The organism is Burkholderia sp. 4M9327F10 (assembly GCF_005503145.1).
In the GTDB taxonomy this organism is placed as follows: domain Bacteria; phylum Pseudomonadota; class Gammaproteobacteria; order Burkholderiales; family Burkholderiaceae; genus Paraburkholderia.
The window spans coordinates 57,876-72,773 of the sequence record NZ_SCNV01000027.1 but is presented as its reverse complement, the minus strand read 5'-3'; the positions used below and the strand labels follow the sequence as shown (position 1 = coordinate 72,773).

The 14,898-nt window shown below is 62.7% G+C and carries 15 protein-coding genes; 2 read left to right on the top strand and 13 right to left on the bottom strand.

Features of this window, described 5'->3' with window-relative positions:
• Window positions 1-130 precede the first annotated feature (130 nt).
• Entirely contained in the window at window positions 131-697 is a 567-nt protein-coding gene (gene cysC / locus FFS45_RS23045; RefSeq protein ID WP_283204771.1) for an adenylyl-sulfate kinase, read from the top strand.
• Window positions 698-895: 198 nt separating this feature from the next.
• Here cysC and groL read toward each other — a convergent pair whose 3' ends face one another.
• The 11 genes from groL to FFS45_RS22990 form a co-directional block, all read right to left on the bottom strand.
• A complete protein-coding gene (gene groL / locus FFS45_RS23040; RefSeq protein ID WP_137956935.1) occupies window positions 896-2,536 on the bottom strand; it encodes a chaperonin GroEL in 1,641 nt (546 codons plus the stop codon).
• Window positions 2,537-2,590: 54 nt separating this feature from the next.
• Window positions 2,591-2,881, bottom strand: coding sequence for a co-chaperone GroES (gene groES / locus FFS45_RS23035; protein ID WP_025496518.1), 291 nt, complete (start codon window positions 2,879-2,881; stop codon window positions 2,591-2,593).
• Between the two features lie 375 nt (window positions 2,882-3,256).
• Window positions 3,257-3,610 (bottom strand): RidA family protein, encoded by a 354-nt coding sequence (locus FFS45_RS23030; protein WP_137956934.1) that lies wholly within the window; start codon window positions 3,608-3,610, stop codon window positions 3,257-3,259.
• Window positions 3,611-3,640: 30 nt separating this feature from the next.
• The gene (locus FFS45_RS23025) at window positions 3,641-4,801 is read right to left on the bottom strand and encodes an FAD-binding oxidoreductase (RefSeq protein WP_137956933.1); all 1,161 of its coding nucleotides are present in this window, start codon (window positions 4,799-4,801) and stop codon (window positions 3,641-3,643) included.
• Window positions 4,798-6,249, bottom strand: coding sequence for an NAD(P)/FAD-dependent oxidoreductase (locus FFS45_RS23020; protein ID WP_137956932.1), 1,452 nt, complete (start codon window positions 6,247-6,249; stop codon window positions 4,798-4,800). Before FFS45_RS23020 ends, FFS45_RS23025 begins: the two co-directional genes overlap by 4 nt.
• Complete coding sequence (locus FFS45_RS23015) at window positions 6,239-6,598, bottom strand: (2Fe-2S)-binding protein (RefSeq protein WP_137956931.1); 360 nt, start codon at window positions 6,596-6,598, stop codon at window positions 6,239-6,241. The genes FFS45_RS23020 and FFS45_RS23015 overlap by 11 nt, the downstream gene beginning before the upstream one ends.
• Window positions 6,588-7,715, bottom strand: a complete 1,128-nt coding sequence (locus tag FFS45_RS23010; RefSeq protein WP_137956969.1) for an FAD-dependent oxidoreductase — start codon at window positions 7,713-7,715, stop codon at window positions 6,588-6,590. The genes FFS45_RS23015 and FFS45_RS23010 overlap by 11 nt, the downstream gene beginning before the upstream one ends.
• An 8-nt stretch (window positions 7,716-7,723) precedes the next feature.
• Window positions 7,724-8,518 carry an ABC transporter permease gene (locus FFS45_RS23005; protein WP_137956930.1) on the bottom strand — a complete coding sequence of 265 codons (795 nt, stop codon included), beginning with the start codon at window positions 8,516-8,518 and terminating at the stop codon, window positions 7,724-7,726.
• Between the two features lie 4 nt (window positions 8,519-8,522).
• Window positions 8,523-9,452 carry an ABC transporter permease gene (locus FFS45_RS23000; RefSeq protein WP_137956929.1) on the bottom strand — a complete coding sequence of 310 codons (930 nt, stop codon included), beginning with the start codon at window positions 9,450-9,452 and terminating at the stop codon, window positions 8,523-8,525.
• Entirely contained in the window at window positions 9,445-10,515 is a 1,071-nt protein-coding gene (locus tag FFS45_RS22995; protein WP_137956928.1) for an ABC transporter ATP-binding protein, read from the bottom strand. The genes FFS45_RS23000 and FFS45_RS22995 overlap by 8 nt, the downstream gene beginning before the upstream one ends.
• Before the next feature lie 11 nt (window positions 10,516-10,526).
• Window positions 10,527-11,567, bottom strand: a complete 1,041-nt coding sequence (locus FFS45_RS22990; protein WP_137956927.1) for an ABC transporter substrate-binding protein — start codon at window positions 11,565-11,567, stop codon at window positions 10,527-10,529.
• 191 nt (window positions 11,568-11,758) lie between these two features.
• Between FFS45_RS22990 and FFS45_RS22985 the strand changes: the two genes are divergently transcribed.
• Entirely contained in the window at window positions 11,759-12,664 is a 906-nt protein-coding gene (locus tag FFS45_RS22985; protein ID WP_137956926.1) for a LysR substrate-binding domain-containing protein, read from the top strand.
• A 21-nt stretch (window positions 12,665-12,685) separates the two neighbouring features.
• On the opposite strand, the gene FFS45_RS22980 is transcribed toward FFS45_RS22985, so the two are convergent.
• Both FFS45_RS22980 and FFS45_RS22975 read right to left on the bottom strand, forming a co-directional pair.
• Window positions 12,686-14,023 carry an FAD-binding oxidoreductase gene (locus FFS45_RS22980; protein ID WP_137956925.1) on the bottom strand — a complete coding sequence of 446 codons (1,338 nt, stop codon included), beginning with the start codon at window positions 14,021-14,023 and terminating at the stop codon, window positions 12,686-12,688.
• 26 nt (window positions 14,024-14,049) lie between these two features.
• Complete coding sequence (locus FFS45_RS22975; RefSeq protein WP_249362897.1) at window positions 14,050-14,856, bottom strand: amino acid ABC transporter permease; 807 nt, start codon at window positions 14,854-14,856, stop codon at window positions 14,050-14,052.
• Between the last annotated feature and the right edge of the window lie 42 nt (window positions 14,857-14,898).

Below are 14,898 nucleotides of genomic sequence, written 5' to 3'. Positions count from 1 at the left end.
GCCCACGCTTTGCGACGCCAGCCCGGACTATCCGGACTCCACTTACGGCGCCAGCCTCCTTCCGCAAACAGGCCGAGCCAAAGCGGCCAGCGGATCCTCGAAAGCGTTCCTGCAACGAGCAAACGGCGCAATCAACGGGCAGGATCGCGCCCGGATGTTCCGGCAGAAGGCCGTAACGGTCTGGCTCACCGGTTTGTCCGGAGCAGGCAAATCCACGATTGCGTATGAACTGGAACACCGCTTGATGGCGCTCGGCCATGCCTGCTACGTGCTCGACGGCGACAACGTCCGGCACGGCCTCACCAGCGACCTCGGTTTTACGCTGGAAGACCGGCGCGAGAATATCCGCCGGGTCGCCCACGTCGCCCAGTTGATGAACGACGCAGGGCTGATTGTGATTACCGCGCTGATTTCGCCGATGGACGAAGACCGGGCCATGGCGCGCGAGATCATCGGGCACGACAGGTTTGTCGAAACCTATCTGACGGCTTCGGTGGACGACTGCGCACGGCGCGATCCGAAGGGTCTTTACGCCAAGGCACGCTCGGGTGCGATCGCCGCGTTCACCGGCGTATCGGCGCCGTACGAGCCGCCCGCCCACCCGGACCTGTATGTGGATACCGCTAATCAAAGCAAGGAAGCGAGCGTGGCGAGCGTCTTCGACTACCTGCACGAGACGGTTCTGCTGACAGCCTGAGCGCCGGGCTTGAGTGCCGCGCGCCTGGCCGCTGGTTATCGCGCCAGCTATCGCACGGGTTATAGCGCCAAGCTTCGCGCCGGCGCCTAAATGCAAAAAACCCGCATCGCTGCGGGTTTTCTGTTTTGGGAAGCACGCCTTGCAGCACGCTTCCCCATGCGTTTCGCCTGAAGCCTCGCGAGCGAGGCTTCCACGAAATTACATGTCCATGCCCATGCCGCCCATGCCGCCGGGCATGCCGCCAGGCATCGGAGCATCTTCCTTCGGCAGTTCGCAAACCGCTGCGTCGGTCGTCAGCAGGAGACCTGCCACCGATGCTGCGTTTTGCAGTGCCGTGCGCGTGACCTTCGTCGGGTCCACGACACCCGCGTCAACCAGGTCGACGTACTCGCCGGTTGCTGCGTTGTAGCCGTAGTTGCCCTTGCCTGCGGACACTGCTGCCACCACGACGCTGGCTTCTTCGCCGCCGTTCGTGACGATCTGGCGCAGCGGTTCTTCCATTGCGCGCAGAACGATCTTGATACCTGCGTCCTGATCGGCGTTAGCGCCCTTCAGGCCGGCGATTGCCGTGCGAGCGCGAATCAGTGCAACACCGCCGCCGGCCACGATGCCTTCTTCCACAGCTGCGCGCGTTGCGTGCAGTGCGTCTTCGACACGTGCCTTCTTTTCCTTCATTTCGACTTCGGTCGCAGCGCCAACCTTGATCACTGCAACGCCGCCGGCCAGCTTGGCCACGCGCTCTTGCAGCTTTTCACGGTCGTAGTCCGACGTTGCTTCTTCGATTTGCGTGCGAACCTGCTTCACACGTGCTTCGATGTTGGCAGCTTCGCCAGCGCCGTCGATGATCGTGGTGTTTTCCTTGCCCACTTCGATGCGCTTCGCTTGACCCAGTTCGGCCAGCGTTGCCTTTTCGAGCGTCAGGCCGGTTTCTTCAGCGATAACTTGACCGCCGGTCAGGATCGCGATGTCTTCCAGCATGGCCTTACGACGATCGCCGAAGCCCGGAGCCTTGACAGCAACGGTCTTCAGGATGCCGCGGATGTTGTTCACAACCAGCGTAGCCAGCGCTTCGCCTTCGACGTCTTCTGCGATGATCAGCAGCGGACGGCCAGCCTTGGCGACCTGTTCGAGGACCGGGAGGAGGTCGCGAATGTTCGACACCTTCTTGTCGTGCAGCAGCACGAACGGGTTGTCGAGCACAGCAACTTGCTTGTCCTGGTTGTTGATGAAGTACGGCGACAGGTAGCCGCGGTCGAACTGCATGCCTTCAACCACATCCAGCTCGTCTTGCAGCGACTTGCCGTCTTCAACGGTAATGACGCCTTCCTTGCCGACCTTGTCCATCGCTTCAGCGATACGGTCGCCGATCGACGAATCGCTGTTCGCCGAGATCGCGCCGACTTGAGCGATTTCCTTGTTGGTCGTGCAGGGCTTGCTGATCTTGCGCAGTTCTTCGATAGCTGCGGCAACAGCCTTGTCGATACCGCGCTTCAGGTCCATCGGGTTCATGCCCGATGCGACGTACTTCATGCCTTCGCGGACGATGGACTGAGCCAGAACCGTTGCGGTCGTGGTGCCGTCACCTGCGTTGTCGCTGGTCTTGGAAGCCACTTCCTTGACCATTTGTGCGCCCATATTCTGGAGCTTGTCTTTCAGTTCGATCTCTTTTGCGACCGACACACCGTCCTTGGTGACCGTCGGGCCGCCGAAGCTGCGTTCCAGCACAACGTTGCGGCCCTTCGGACCCAGCGTGACCTTCACAGCGTTCGCGAGAATGTTCACGCCTTCGACCATCTTGGCACGGGCGGAATCACCGAATACGACGTCTTTAGCTGCCATCTTCTAACTCCTTGAATTCTCTGGGATATGACCGGGAAAGTAGCGATTTTTCGCTTACTTCTGCACCACGGCCATGATGTCTTCTTCGCGCATCACGAGCAGTTCGCTGCCGTCGACCTTGACGGTCTGGCCAGCATACTTGCCGAACAGGACGCGGTCGCCGACCTTCACGTCGAGGGCGATTTGTGCGCCCTTGTCGTCACGCTTGCCCGGGCCGACTGCCAGAATTTCGCCTTGATCCGGCTTTTCTGCTGCGGCTTCGGGGATCACGATGCCCGACGCGGTCTTGGTTTCTTGATCCAGACGTTTGACGATCACGCGATCATGCAAAGGACGAAGGTTCATACATACTCCTCTCTTGATTGAGACTGAAGAACGCTGAGAAAACCCAGCTGGCCAAGCCAACCGGCGATGTTGTTAGCACTCTCGTGCAGCGAGTGCTAATTATATGGACGGGTGGTGACAAATTCAAGAAGGACGGGGGTGGGAAATTTCTGAGGGGGTGTTGCACCAGGGTAATCCCTTGGTGCGCAGGGGGGGCGAGAATGCGCTTCCGGCACAACGCGAATGTACCAAAAGGATCTCAGTGACAGATCAGACCCGGACCATCAGGTTCTGGTTCAACTTCTCGCAGATATACTGCGACACCGGCGGCCCGGCCTCGCCGGACGCGCCGTTCAACCACGCCGCCTGTTCGGCTGCAGCGCGCCTACAGCGCGCCTACAGCGCGGCCGTCACGATCACTTCAACGCGAATTTCCGGCGCAGCCAACGCCGCTTCGCAAGTCGCACGCGCCGGCGTCGCATCGCGAGGCACCCAGGCTTCCCATGCCTCATTCATCGGACCGAAGTCGCGGGTCATATCAGCCACCCAGATCTGCACCGACAACAAGCGGGTCTTATCCGTGCCTGCTGTTTTCAGATGCCCGTCCAGTTTGCTCAGGATCTCCTCGGTTTGCGCCTTCGCGTCACCCTCGCGCGAAGTCGCCGTCAGGCCGGCAAGATACACGGTGCCGTTGTGAATCACGATGCGCGAGAGGCGCGGATTGGTTTCGAAACGCTGAATATCGCTCATTCTGGTGTCTTTAAGGTGGGTGAATAAACTCTAAGGAGTCCGCTGTATTCCGGTCTGGCCCCGCACCGCCGCGAAGCGCCCAATCCGGAATGCGTCTATGTCGTGCGTGCTGCGTCCATCGCACACCAGCTCGGCCACCACGCCGCCGACAACCGGCCCAAGCTCGAACCCATGCGCGGAGAAGCCAAACGCGTGCACGAGGCCGTCATGCGTGCCGCTGCGGGAAATCACCGGAATGCCGTCCGCCATGAAACCTTCGATACCGGCCCATGCCCGATTGACCACGACATGCTGCAAATGGGGGAACAGATCGGTGACTGTCCGGGCGCTTTTGCCCAACTGCGGAAAATCGAGCGCGCACTGCCTTGCTGTCATATCAGCGGTGCATTCAAGCGCGCCGCCGATCACGACCGTGCCATTGCTGAACTGTTTAAACGACAGCGGACGCCCGGTTGCACCGAGCACGGGTTTGACGAACGGCGCCACAACCTGCGTCACCATCAACATCAAGCCGCGTGGCTCGACCTGCACCGGTTCGCCCGCCTGCCGTGCGAATTCGCCAGCCCACGCACCTGCTGCGTTAACGACGTGCGGCGCGCGCCATCGTCCGCTTGTTGCTTCGATATCCCATTGCCCGTCGCGGCGTGCGATGCTGCGCACCGCACACTGCTCATGAATCTCGGCACCCGCCTGCTGCGCCGCGAGCCGGAAAGCCGTGACCGCGCGAAACGGCAACGCGTGACCATCGTGCTCGACCCATACGCCGCCCACGACGTGCCGTGCAAGACTCGGCACGAGGTCCCGTACGGTGGCGGCATCGACCATCACTTCATGTGTGAACCCAAGCGCTTGCAGGCGCTCAACCCGTGCACGGCACGTCGCAAGTTCCGCCTCGCTCTCGGCCACTTTCAACTGACCGGATGGGACGAAACCCGCATCGTCGCCAACCAGTTCAGGTAAGCGGAACCACAGGTCGCGCGATGCCAGCGACAGGGCGATTTCCGCGTCGTGACGTCCGAGCGTGCGCACGCCGCCCGCGTTCACGCCCGATGCATGGCGCCCGCACACGTCGCGTTCCAGCACAACCACACGGGCGCCGCGCCGCGCGAGATGCAGCGCGCTCGACAAACCATGCAGGCCGCCGCCAATCACCACAACGTCGGCACCTGTCGCTCCGGTCGGGCTGCTCATGGCGCGGCGCTGTCGTGGGCTTCGGCAGACGTCTCCGTCGGCTGCTGAGTCACGCCCTGCCGCATCGCCTCATGCGCGGCCGCGAGTTCGGCGAGCGTGACCGGCTTGATCGGCGGACGCACCCGGTAATAACCGACTTCGGCGGGCGACACGCCCCGCGCATCTGCGATGACCTCAGTCACGGTCAGTCCACAAAGACGGCCCTGACACGGCCCCATGCCGCAGCGCCCGAACGACTTTGCCTGATTCGGACCCAGGCAGCCGAGCTTCACGAAGCCACGCAGTTGCCCTGCAGTCACCTCTTCGCAACGGCAAATAGTGACCTCGTCTGCCGGGATACGATTGGCGTCTTTCGGCCGATAGAGCGCATCGAGGAACGGGCGGATCTGCAGCGCCTCACGCAACGCTCGCATAACGGGTGCGGCCAGCGCGTCACGCGCCGCGCGGTCGATGCGGCCGCTCCGGTGCACGATCTCCAGTGCCGCGAGCCGCCCCTGCTCGGCCGCCGCCTGCGCACCACCGATGCCGCGGCCGTCGCCCGCGACGTAAATGCCGGGCACGTCGAGCTCGCCCCATGCGTCGGTGACGGGCACCCAGCACAGTTGTGCTTCGTCCCACTTATGTTGCGCGCGCAACGACCAGCTAATCTGCGTATTCGGTACGACGCCGTGGTGCAGCAGCACGACCTCGGCGGGAATGCGCTGTGCGTTGCCGTCGACAGTAAAGCGGATTGCGGCGAGCGCGTCCGTGCCTTCGAGCGCGAGATTTTCCGCGCCCTGATGAAACGGCACGCCGGCGCGTTTTAACGCGCGCATCAGCTTCAGTCCTTTTGCAAGCTGACGCCACCCCTTCAGTGCACTGCCCATATGCCCGAGCGCACGGCGATAGTCGGCACCCGAAGTCGTATCGACAATGCCTCTGATCGGCACACCGGCACGCAGATACTGCCAACCCAGCAGATACAGCAGCGGCCCGCAACCCGCCAGCACGACCGGCTGCGACGGCACCACTTCGGCGCTCTTCAGCAGAATCTGCGCAGCCCCGGCAGTCAGCACACCGGGCAGCGTCCAGCCCGGAATCGGAAACGGCCGCTCCATCGCGCCGCTGCACAGGATGATCGAACCGGCCTGCAGCGACTTGACCACACCGTCCTGCACGTAATCGACGCTGCGTTCCGCGCTCACCTGCCACACCGCTGCGCCACGTTCGTGTTTCGCCCCGCTCGCGGCGAAGGCGCGCGCCAGCTCACCGCCCGCGGCATAATCCGGGCCGAGAATGTCCAGACGCCGCGCATTGGTCTGCGTGATCGCGCGATAGATCTGTCCACCGGGCCCCGCCTGTTCGTCGAGCACGGTCACGCTCAAGCCGCGTTGCGACGCAACGGTTGCGGCGGCCATGCCGGCCGGTCCCGCGCCGACGATCACCAGGTCCACGTAATCAGTCTTCATCGCGCACGCCTCCCGTCAACGCCACGGAAGCGTTCAATTCGCGCATGCCGAATTGCGAACGAACCGTCATGCCTTCGGCAACCGGCACAAGGCAGCTCTGCCGGTTCGCCACGCCGTCAATTTCGACGAGGCATTCGAAGCACACACCCATCATGCAATACGGCGCACGTGCCGCGCCGCTTAGCGGCGTGGTGCGAAAGCGTTCGACCCCGGCTGCGAGCAAGGCCGCGGCAACGCTCACGCCCTGCGGTACGCGCAGTGCCTTTCCGTCGAACGAGATAGCGACGCTGCCGGTCGTGCCGTCTTTGGCCTCGCGGGGCAACACCTTGAAAAGACTGTCAATGGCCATGTGTGAATACCTTGTCGGTCTGCAGGAAACGCTCGCCGGAAAAATGCTCGATGCCGTCGGGCGCAATGTCGTGCGCAATCCACGGTGCGACGCGCAACGCATGCGCAGCCGCGAGCGTGACGCCGCTATGGCAGGTCACGACGTAAGCGCCGGGGAAAGTTGACGACTGTTGATAGATCGGAAAGCCATCGGGACTCAGCACGCGCAAGGCTCCCCATGCGCGCACCAGCTTCACTTCGCCCAGCGCGGGGAAACTGCGCACACCGCGCCACGCGATGTGGCTCACGACATCGGCGGTCACGCCATCGTTGAAGCCGACGTCTTCCATCGAATCGCCGATCTGCACGGTTCCTTCATCGGTCTGCCGCACATAGGTGGTGGGGAAATCGAGGAAATGCGCAACCCGCTCGGCGATCAGCACCTGCCCACGGTTCGGCGCGACCGGCGCGTGAATGCCCACCTGCTGAGCCAGCGTCCGGTTGCCGAGTCCCGCGGCCAGCACCACCCGCCCCGCATGAAAGCGCTGCCCGCCCGCGTCGACGGCGAAACCGCCGCCCTCGCGCTCGATACGCTGCACCCGTACACCCGAAGTCATCTGCACGCCGCGCCTCGCGCATGCGGTATGAAGGGCGCGCAACAATTTGAGCGGATTGACGTGACCATCCATCGGCGAATAGCTCGCGCCGATCACCTGCGGGCCGATGGCCGGCAAACGGCGTTTCAATTCGGCGTGACCGATCATCTCGAACGGATAGTCGCCGTCCAGATCGTCGCGGATCGCTTGCAAACGCGCCGCGCGTTGCTGCCACTCCGTATCGCTGAAGCAGAAATGGAAACCGCCGGGCTGCTGCAGTTGCACGTCGATATCGGTTTCATTGAGCAGGGCCTCGCGCAGGATCGGCCAGCGCGTCGCCGAGCCGCGCGTCCATGTCGCGTACGGCGACATGCCATAGCCCTTGCCCTGCACCCATACGAGGCCGAAGTTGCCGCGCGAAGCACGGAACGCATCGTCGCCTTCGTCGAGCACACCGACCTGCAGCCCCTCACGGGCAAGTCCATAGGCGACGGCCGTACCCACCAGGCCGCCGCCGATCACCAGTACATCGGTAGAGTTCATCATCTGTTTCAGTTTTTGCCGATCAGCACGCGATCGAGGCCGACAATGCGGTCCATCACGATCATCAGAATCGCCGTGCCCGCGATCAGCACCGTCGACACCGAGGCGACGAGCGGATCGATCGTCTGCGCAATCTGGTTGTACATGGCCACCGGTAAGGTTGTGGTGCCGGGCGTCGCCACGAACACTGTCATCGTCAGTTCGTCGAAGCTCTGGATAAAAGCCAGCATCCAGCCGGCCGCGACGCCGGGGAGGATCATCGGCAGGATCACGCGGCGAAAGGTGGTGAAGCGTTTCGCGCCGAGCGACAGTGCCGCACGCTCCGCGTCACAATCGAGACCGGTAGCCGCAGCCAGCGTGAGACGCAGTGCGTACGGGAAAATCACCGTCACGTGCGTGAGCGTCAGCCAGAAGAACGAGCCGGACATGCCCACCGTGGTGAAGAAGCGCAGGAACGCCACGCCGAGCACCACGTTCGGAATCATCAGCGGCGAAAGGAAAAACGCCGACAACGCCCCCCGGCCGGGGAAACGATAGCGTGTCAATGCCAGCGCACTCGGCACGGCGAACAGCACGGCAACGGTTGCTGAGGCGAGGCCGAGACGCAGCGATAGCCAGAAGGCGTCGATGATATCCGGCGCATCGGCGATCGCGCGAAACCAGCGCAGCGATAGCCCCGTGGTGGGCATCGAAATATAACCCTTGCCGGTGAACGACACGGCGATCACCACGAGCAGCGGCGCGACGATAAAGAGCACAAAGAGCGTGTGATAACACAGCGCAAGCCAGTTGTTTTTGCGCATCGCATCAGCCCTCGAAGACCGCCCGGAAGCGCCGCTCGATCCAGCGGTTGCAGCCGAGAATAATGACGATATTCGCAATCAGCAACAGCACCGCGATGGTGGCGCCGAGGGGCCAGTTCAGCGTATTGAGAAACTCGTCATAGGCCGCGGTGGCGGCAACTTTCAGACGACGGCCGCCGAGAAGCGCAGGTGTAGCGAACGCGGACGCCGCCAGCGCGAACACGATGATCGAACCGGACAGCACACCCGGCAGCAACTGCGGCAACACGACCCGGCGAAACACCGCGAACGGTTGCGCACCCAACGACCGCGCGGCGTTCTCGACCTGCAGGTCGAGCTTTTGCAGCGCGGCCCACACAGCGATCACCATGAACGGCACCAGCACGTGGGTGAGACCGATGATCACGCCGGTCATCGTGAACACCAGCTTGACCGGTTCGCTGGTAATGCCGAGCGCCTGCAGCGCCTGGTTGAGCAGGCCGTTATTGCCGAGCAGGATCGCCCAGCCGAGCGTGCGTACCACCACAGAGATTAGCAACGGCCCCAGGATCACAATCAGGAAAATCGAACGCCAGGGGCTTCTCATCCGAGCGAGAATAAGCGTCTCCGGCACGCCGAGCACCACGCACAGCAGCGTCACCGCGAGTGCCATGCCGCCCGTGCGCAGAAAAATCTCGTGGTAGTAACTGTCACTCAGTACTTCCGCGTAGTTCGACAGTGTGAAAGTCGGCAAGACGCCCTGAGTACCGTCGAATGCGTGGAAGGACAGCACGGCCGTCAGCAGCAAAGGCACGAGCAGCAGTCCGCAGAACAGCAGCAATGCGGGACCGGCGAGCAGCCACGGTGCAGCGTTGCCCCGCTCGGCGTGCGGGCGCGGCGCGGCCTGAACCGGCGCGGGGAGCGGGGAATGTGGGGAATGCGAGGAATCAGCCATGCGCGGCCTCCGCCAGGATACGCACGGCGTCGTCGGACCAATGCACACCGACTGTTTCGCCTTCGCGCGGCGGTACGGTGCCGAGATTCGGCAGGCTCGCGCGCACCGTGCCGAGCGGCGTCTCGATCTGCAGCATCCAGTGGTTGCCGAGAAACAGACAGGTCGTCACGCGCCCTTGCAGCGTTGCCTCGCCGGTGGATGAATCGGTGAGCGCCACGCGTTCAGGCCGCACATAAAGCTGCACGTCGCCTTCGAAACGGCGGCCGCCATGCGGCACCTTCATCACGCTGGCACCTACGCGCACCACCGCACAACGCTCGTTCAACTGCTCGACCGTGCCGCGCAATGCATTCGTCTTGCCGAGAAAACCTGAAGCGAACACCGATTCCGGCTTCTCATACGCATCGAACGGCGAGCCGGTCTGCACGATACGGCCACCATGCATCACCGCGATGCGGTCGCTCATCGTCATCGCTTCGACCTGATCGTGCGTGACGAGGATCGTCGTAATGCCAAGCTTCTTCTGGATCGCCCGCAGTTCCACATGCATGTCTTCGCGCAGCTTTGCATCGAGGTTCGACATCGGCTCGTCGAGCAACAGCACCTGCGGCCGGATCGCCAGCGCGCGGGCAATCGCGACGCGCTGGCGCTGCCCGCCCGACAGCTCGCGCGGATAGCGCTTGTCGAGGCCGGTGAGCCGTACCATCTCCAGCACTTCGGCAATGCGCGTGGCACGTTCACCGCGCGTCACGTTGCGCATGTCCAGACCGAAGCCGACGTTGTTGCCGACCGTCATATGCGGAAACAGCGCGTAGCTCTGGAACACGATCCCCATGCCGCGCTTTTCCGGGCGCTCACGCGTGATATCGGCGCCGTTCAGCAAAATGCGGCCACGAGTAGGGTCGACAAAACCCGCGACCATCTGCAGCGTCGTCGTCTTGCCGCAACCCGACGGCCCGAGCAGCGAGACGAACTCACCGCGTTCGATCGACAGATTGATACTGTCCACCGCATTGAAGTCGCCATAGGCCTTGCCGAGGCCGTCCAGAGTGAGAAAGCTCATGGTGTCATGCCTTACCGTTCAACGGTGCGATTCCAGCGGTTGGTCCAGTCAGAGCGCTTCTCGTTGACGTAAGTCCAGTCTGTTTTCACCAGCTTGTCGACCTGCTCCGGCGTGTACGGCACGGTCGCGGCAACCTGCGGCGTGAGCTTGGTGTTCTTGTTGACCGGACCCCAACCCTGCCCTTCGGCGAGCCATGCCTGCACCTGAGGCGTCAGCAGGAACTGAACGAACTGCTGCGAGAGCGCGGCAACGTCGCTATGGATGACTGGACATGCCGCGATAAACATCGCGGGAGCCCCTTCTTTCGGATAGACGAATTCCACCGGAAAGCCCGTGGCCTTGAGCGCCGCGACGCGGCCGCTACCCCATACGGCGAGGGTAATGTCGCCGTCCTGGAACATCTCCGTCATCTTGCCCGGTGACGGTTCCCATGCCAGCACGTTAGGGCCGACTTCCTTCACGAGCGCCGTCATACCCGGATCGATGTCGTGATCGCTGCCTTTGCGCAAGCGCGCGTAGGTCAGCAGCGTTTGCAGGCCATAGGTGTTGTTGATCGGCGGAATTGCGATTTTCTGGCGCAGGCGTTTGTCGGTCAGCACTTCCCACGAGTCGGGCTTCGGCAGGCCAGCCTTCCTGAACGCCTCCGTGTTGTAGACGAGGCCGGTCGCCACTACGCCCACCGAGGTCGCATTGGCGTTCACCTTGGCGATGTCGTAGAGGTCCTTGTAGACCGGTGCATCCTGCAGCTTGTCGCAGAAGCCGAATTGCGTGGCCTGATACATCGGGCCGTCGTCCAGCAGCACGACGTCGAGTTCTTCCTTGGACTTCTGCGCCTGCAGCTTGGCGAGCGTATCGGTCGAGTTGCCGGGTACGTAGACGATCTTGACGTCGTGACTGGCTTCGAATGCCGGGATGATCTTTTTCTGAAACAGATCCTGCGTGGAACCGCCGTACGAGCCGAGATACAGCGTCGGCGTCGCCAGCGCGGGCAACGCACAAGCGGCGACCAGAGCACCGGCTGCGCCCAGCGCCCACCTCAAACGTGTAGCCATCTATTTCTCCTCAACAGCGCCCGTAGCGCAGCAACCTAATCAGGGAAAACACCCGGTTATCGTCGTGCGGTGCCGCGAATACGCTAGCCATCCCGCAGTGAAGCCAGCTTATGGAGAAAAAAAAGGAGCGGGAAATCGAATTTTTTCTGTGTCGTATAACATTCACTTATACATTTTGAGCGACCGTCCTCATGAAGATCCGGCAGTTGGAAGCGTTCAATGCAGTCATGGTGTGCCGTACCGTCACGCGTGCCGCACAGATGCTGCATGTGTCGCAACCCGCCGTGACACGGCTCATCAGCGACCTGGAAGAAAGCACCGGGTTTGTGCTGTTCGACCGCGCGCACGGCCGTTTGCAGCCGACGCCGGAAGCGTTCGCCTTGCATGAAGAGGTACAGCGTTCGCTGGTCGGCGTGGAGCGGATCGAGCGCGCCGCGCTGGAGATTCGTGCGTCGCAGCGCGGTACGCTGCAGATCGCGGGTGCGCCGGCGCTCGCGCTATCGTTTCTGCCGCGCGCCATTGCCGAGTTCAGCCGCTTGCATACAGGGGTGGAAATTTCGCTCGCTGCGCATCCGTCGCACGTCGTACTCGACATGGTGATCGAACATCGCTGCGACGTCGGCTTTGTGATTCTTGCCTTGAGCACGCCAGCCGCGCATGGAGAGCTATTGATGTCGACCCGCATGGTCTGCGCACTGCCGGCCACCCATCGGCTCACCGCGAAAGCCACATTGGTTCCGGAGGATTTGCGCAACGAGCCGTTCGTGTCGCATTGGCGCGGTCTGCAAGCGCGCTATGAGATCGACGCGCTGTTCGCCTCGCATGGCATCGAGCGCAAGCTGATCGTGGAGACGCAAACGGCCGTGGCCATCTGCTCCTTTGTCTCAGCGGGAATGGGCGTCGCGATTATCGATCCGGTCACGGCGCTTGAGTATCGCGGCACGGATATCGTGTTCCGCCGCTTCCGGCCGGATATCGTGACGGACTTCTCCGTACTGTTGCCGTCGCAACGGCCACCTTCGTTGTTGGTGAAGAAGTTTGTGACGCACGTGCGCGCGTTTGCGCACGCGCAGTTGCCGCAAGATGCATTGATTTAACGCCTCACAGGAGGCGCCGCCTCAAAATCCCGCGTCGATCACAATCTTCGTCCCGTCGCTGAAGCGGCTCAAACGAAACGCATGCGGATCGACAAGCGGCGTGTCGTTCGTCACCAGATCCGCCATCAGCTTCCCAGCCGCCGGGCCGATACCGAATCCGTGCCCGGAAAAGCCGGTGCCGATAAAGAACCCCGGCACCTTATCAACACCGGAGATCACCGGAATGGCGTCCGGCGTCACATCCATGTAGCCCGCCCAGCGCTGCGCAATTCGCGCGTGCGACAAATGCGGGAAGACCTTGATGAATTCGCGCAGGCCGGCGTCGGTGTACTCGGTGATCGGTTCGGGATCGAGCGTACGGACCTGCTCAAACGCGGTGGGCCGGTCGAGCGCCCAGTGGCGCGGACGGCGCAACTCATCGAAGAAGCGTGCGCCGATACCGACACGCAGGGAGCCCAACTGGCTCTTCAGCGCTTCGATGTACTTGAAGAAAAGGCGGAATGAGTCCGGTGTGAGATCGCTATAAGTGCGAAACCCGAACGCAACCGTGTAGCCGCCGTCGGCACGCTTGCGAAACGCGAACTTCTTGTTGCTCGCGCTAACGGTCGGGCCGCCGCCGAGCGGTTCGGTGCGCAGCACGGAGGCTTTGACCAGCAGTTGCGGCACGTCGATATCGAGGTTGCCGCAAAAGAGCCGCGACCAGGCGCCGCCCGCCACGACCACGCTATTGCAGCGTATTGTCCCGTGCTCGGTGACGACCGCGCTGACCCGCCCGGCGCTCGTTTCAATGCCACGTGCGGCACAGGGCGTCAGAATCTTGACCCCACGTTTGCGCAGCGCATTCGCGATCGCCGGTGCGGCTCTTTGCGGTTCGGCACGGCCGTCGCCCGGTGTGTAGAGTCCGCCCTTGAACGCCTTCGTCGCGCCGGGCAGCAGCTCGGCAACGGATCTGCCGTCTATCTCGCGCGTGTCGAATGCATCGCCCGCCAGGTTGCGCGCCTTGTCGAGCCACACGCGATGATTGTCCATCATGCTGTCTTCGGCGGTCATGTAAAGGATGCCGCACTGATTGAAGCCGGTGTCGATGCCCAACGCCGCATCCATCTTCCGCCATAGCTTCAGGCTTTCGATACTCAATTGAAACTCGCGCATGTCGCGGTGCGTGACACGTACCCAGCCCCAGTTGCGGCTCGACTGCTCGCCCGCAATATGGCCTTTCTCGCAAAGCGCGACCTGCAGGCCCTTCTCGCTCAGATAAAGGGCCGTGCTCACGCCGATAATGCCCCCGCCGATAACGACGACATCAACTTGCGCAGGCAACGTGGTGTCGTCGGCAACCGTCTCTACTTTAGGTCCCATTGTGTCTCGCGCTTTGCTTGTGAAGACTAGTTATGTTGATCGGCGATACCGGTCCTGACCGAGGCGACGGAATTGGCCGAGACCTGAGCCCTGCGCTGCCGGCGCGCCCAGCCCGCGCTGGAATCTCCCCGCGTCGGATTCGCATGACGGTTGGTCCAGCGGTCGATATGGTTGATCGCATGCGTGAGCGGCACGGTCAGGAGCAGATATACCACGCCCGCCGCCACCAGCGGCGACAGGTTGGCCGTATTGACCGAGGTGTTCTGGCCGATCGTGAACAGATCGCGTTGCGACGTCAGCAGGCCGAGAAAATAGACCAGGCTCGAATCCTTGACGATCGAAATGAACTGGTTGGCGAGCGCCGGCAGGATCCGCCGCACGCCTTGCGGCACGATCACATGGCGCATGCTGCTCCAGTACGTCATGCCGAGCGCCTGACACGCGGACAGTTGCCCGCGTCCCACGCTTTGAATGCCGGAGCGGAAAATCTCCGCGATATAGGCGGACGAGATCAGCCCGAGAGCAACGATTGCGAGCGGGTAGGGATTGGGCCCGAAGACGGCCAGCCCCACGGGAGCGAGCCCCTGGCCGACGAGCAGGATCACAAGCGCTGCCGGCAGGCCGCGAAACACATCGACGAACACCCGTGCGGGCAGCATCAGCCAACGCGTGTGCGACACCGCCATCAAGGCCAGCACCATGCCCGCGGCGATCCCCAGCACGGTCGAGAACACCGACAGCACCAGCGTGTTGACGAGGCCGGTGCACAAGAGCGACGGCATCGAGGAGATCAACAACGGCCAGTCGAGAAAGTTCTGCAAGAATGCATCCATGGTGCGCTCCCTGGTTGAGCGTCAGCAGCGTGTTCGGTCAGC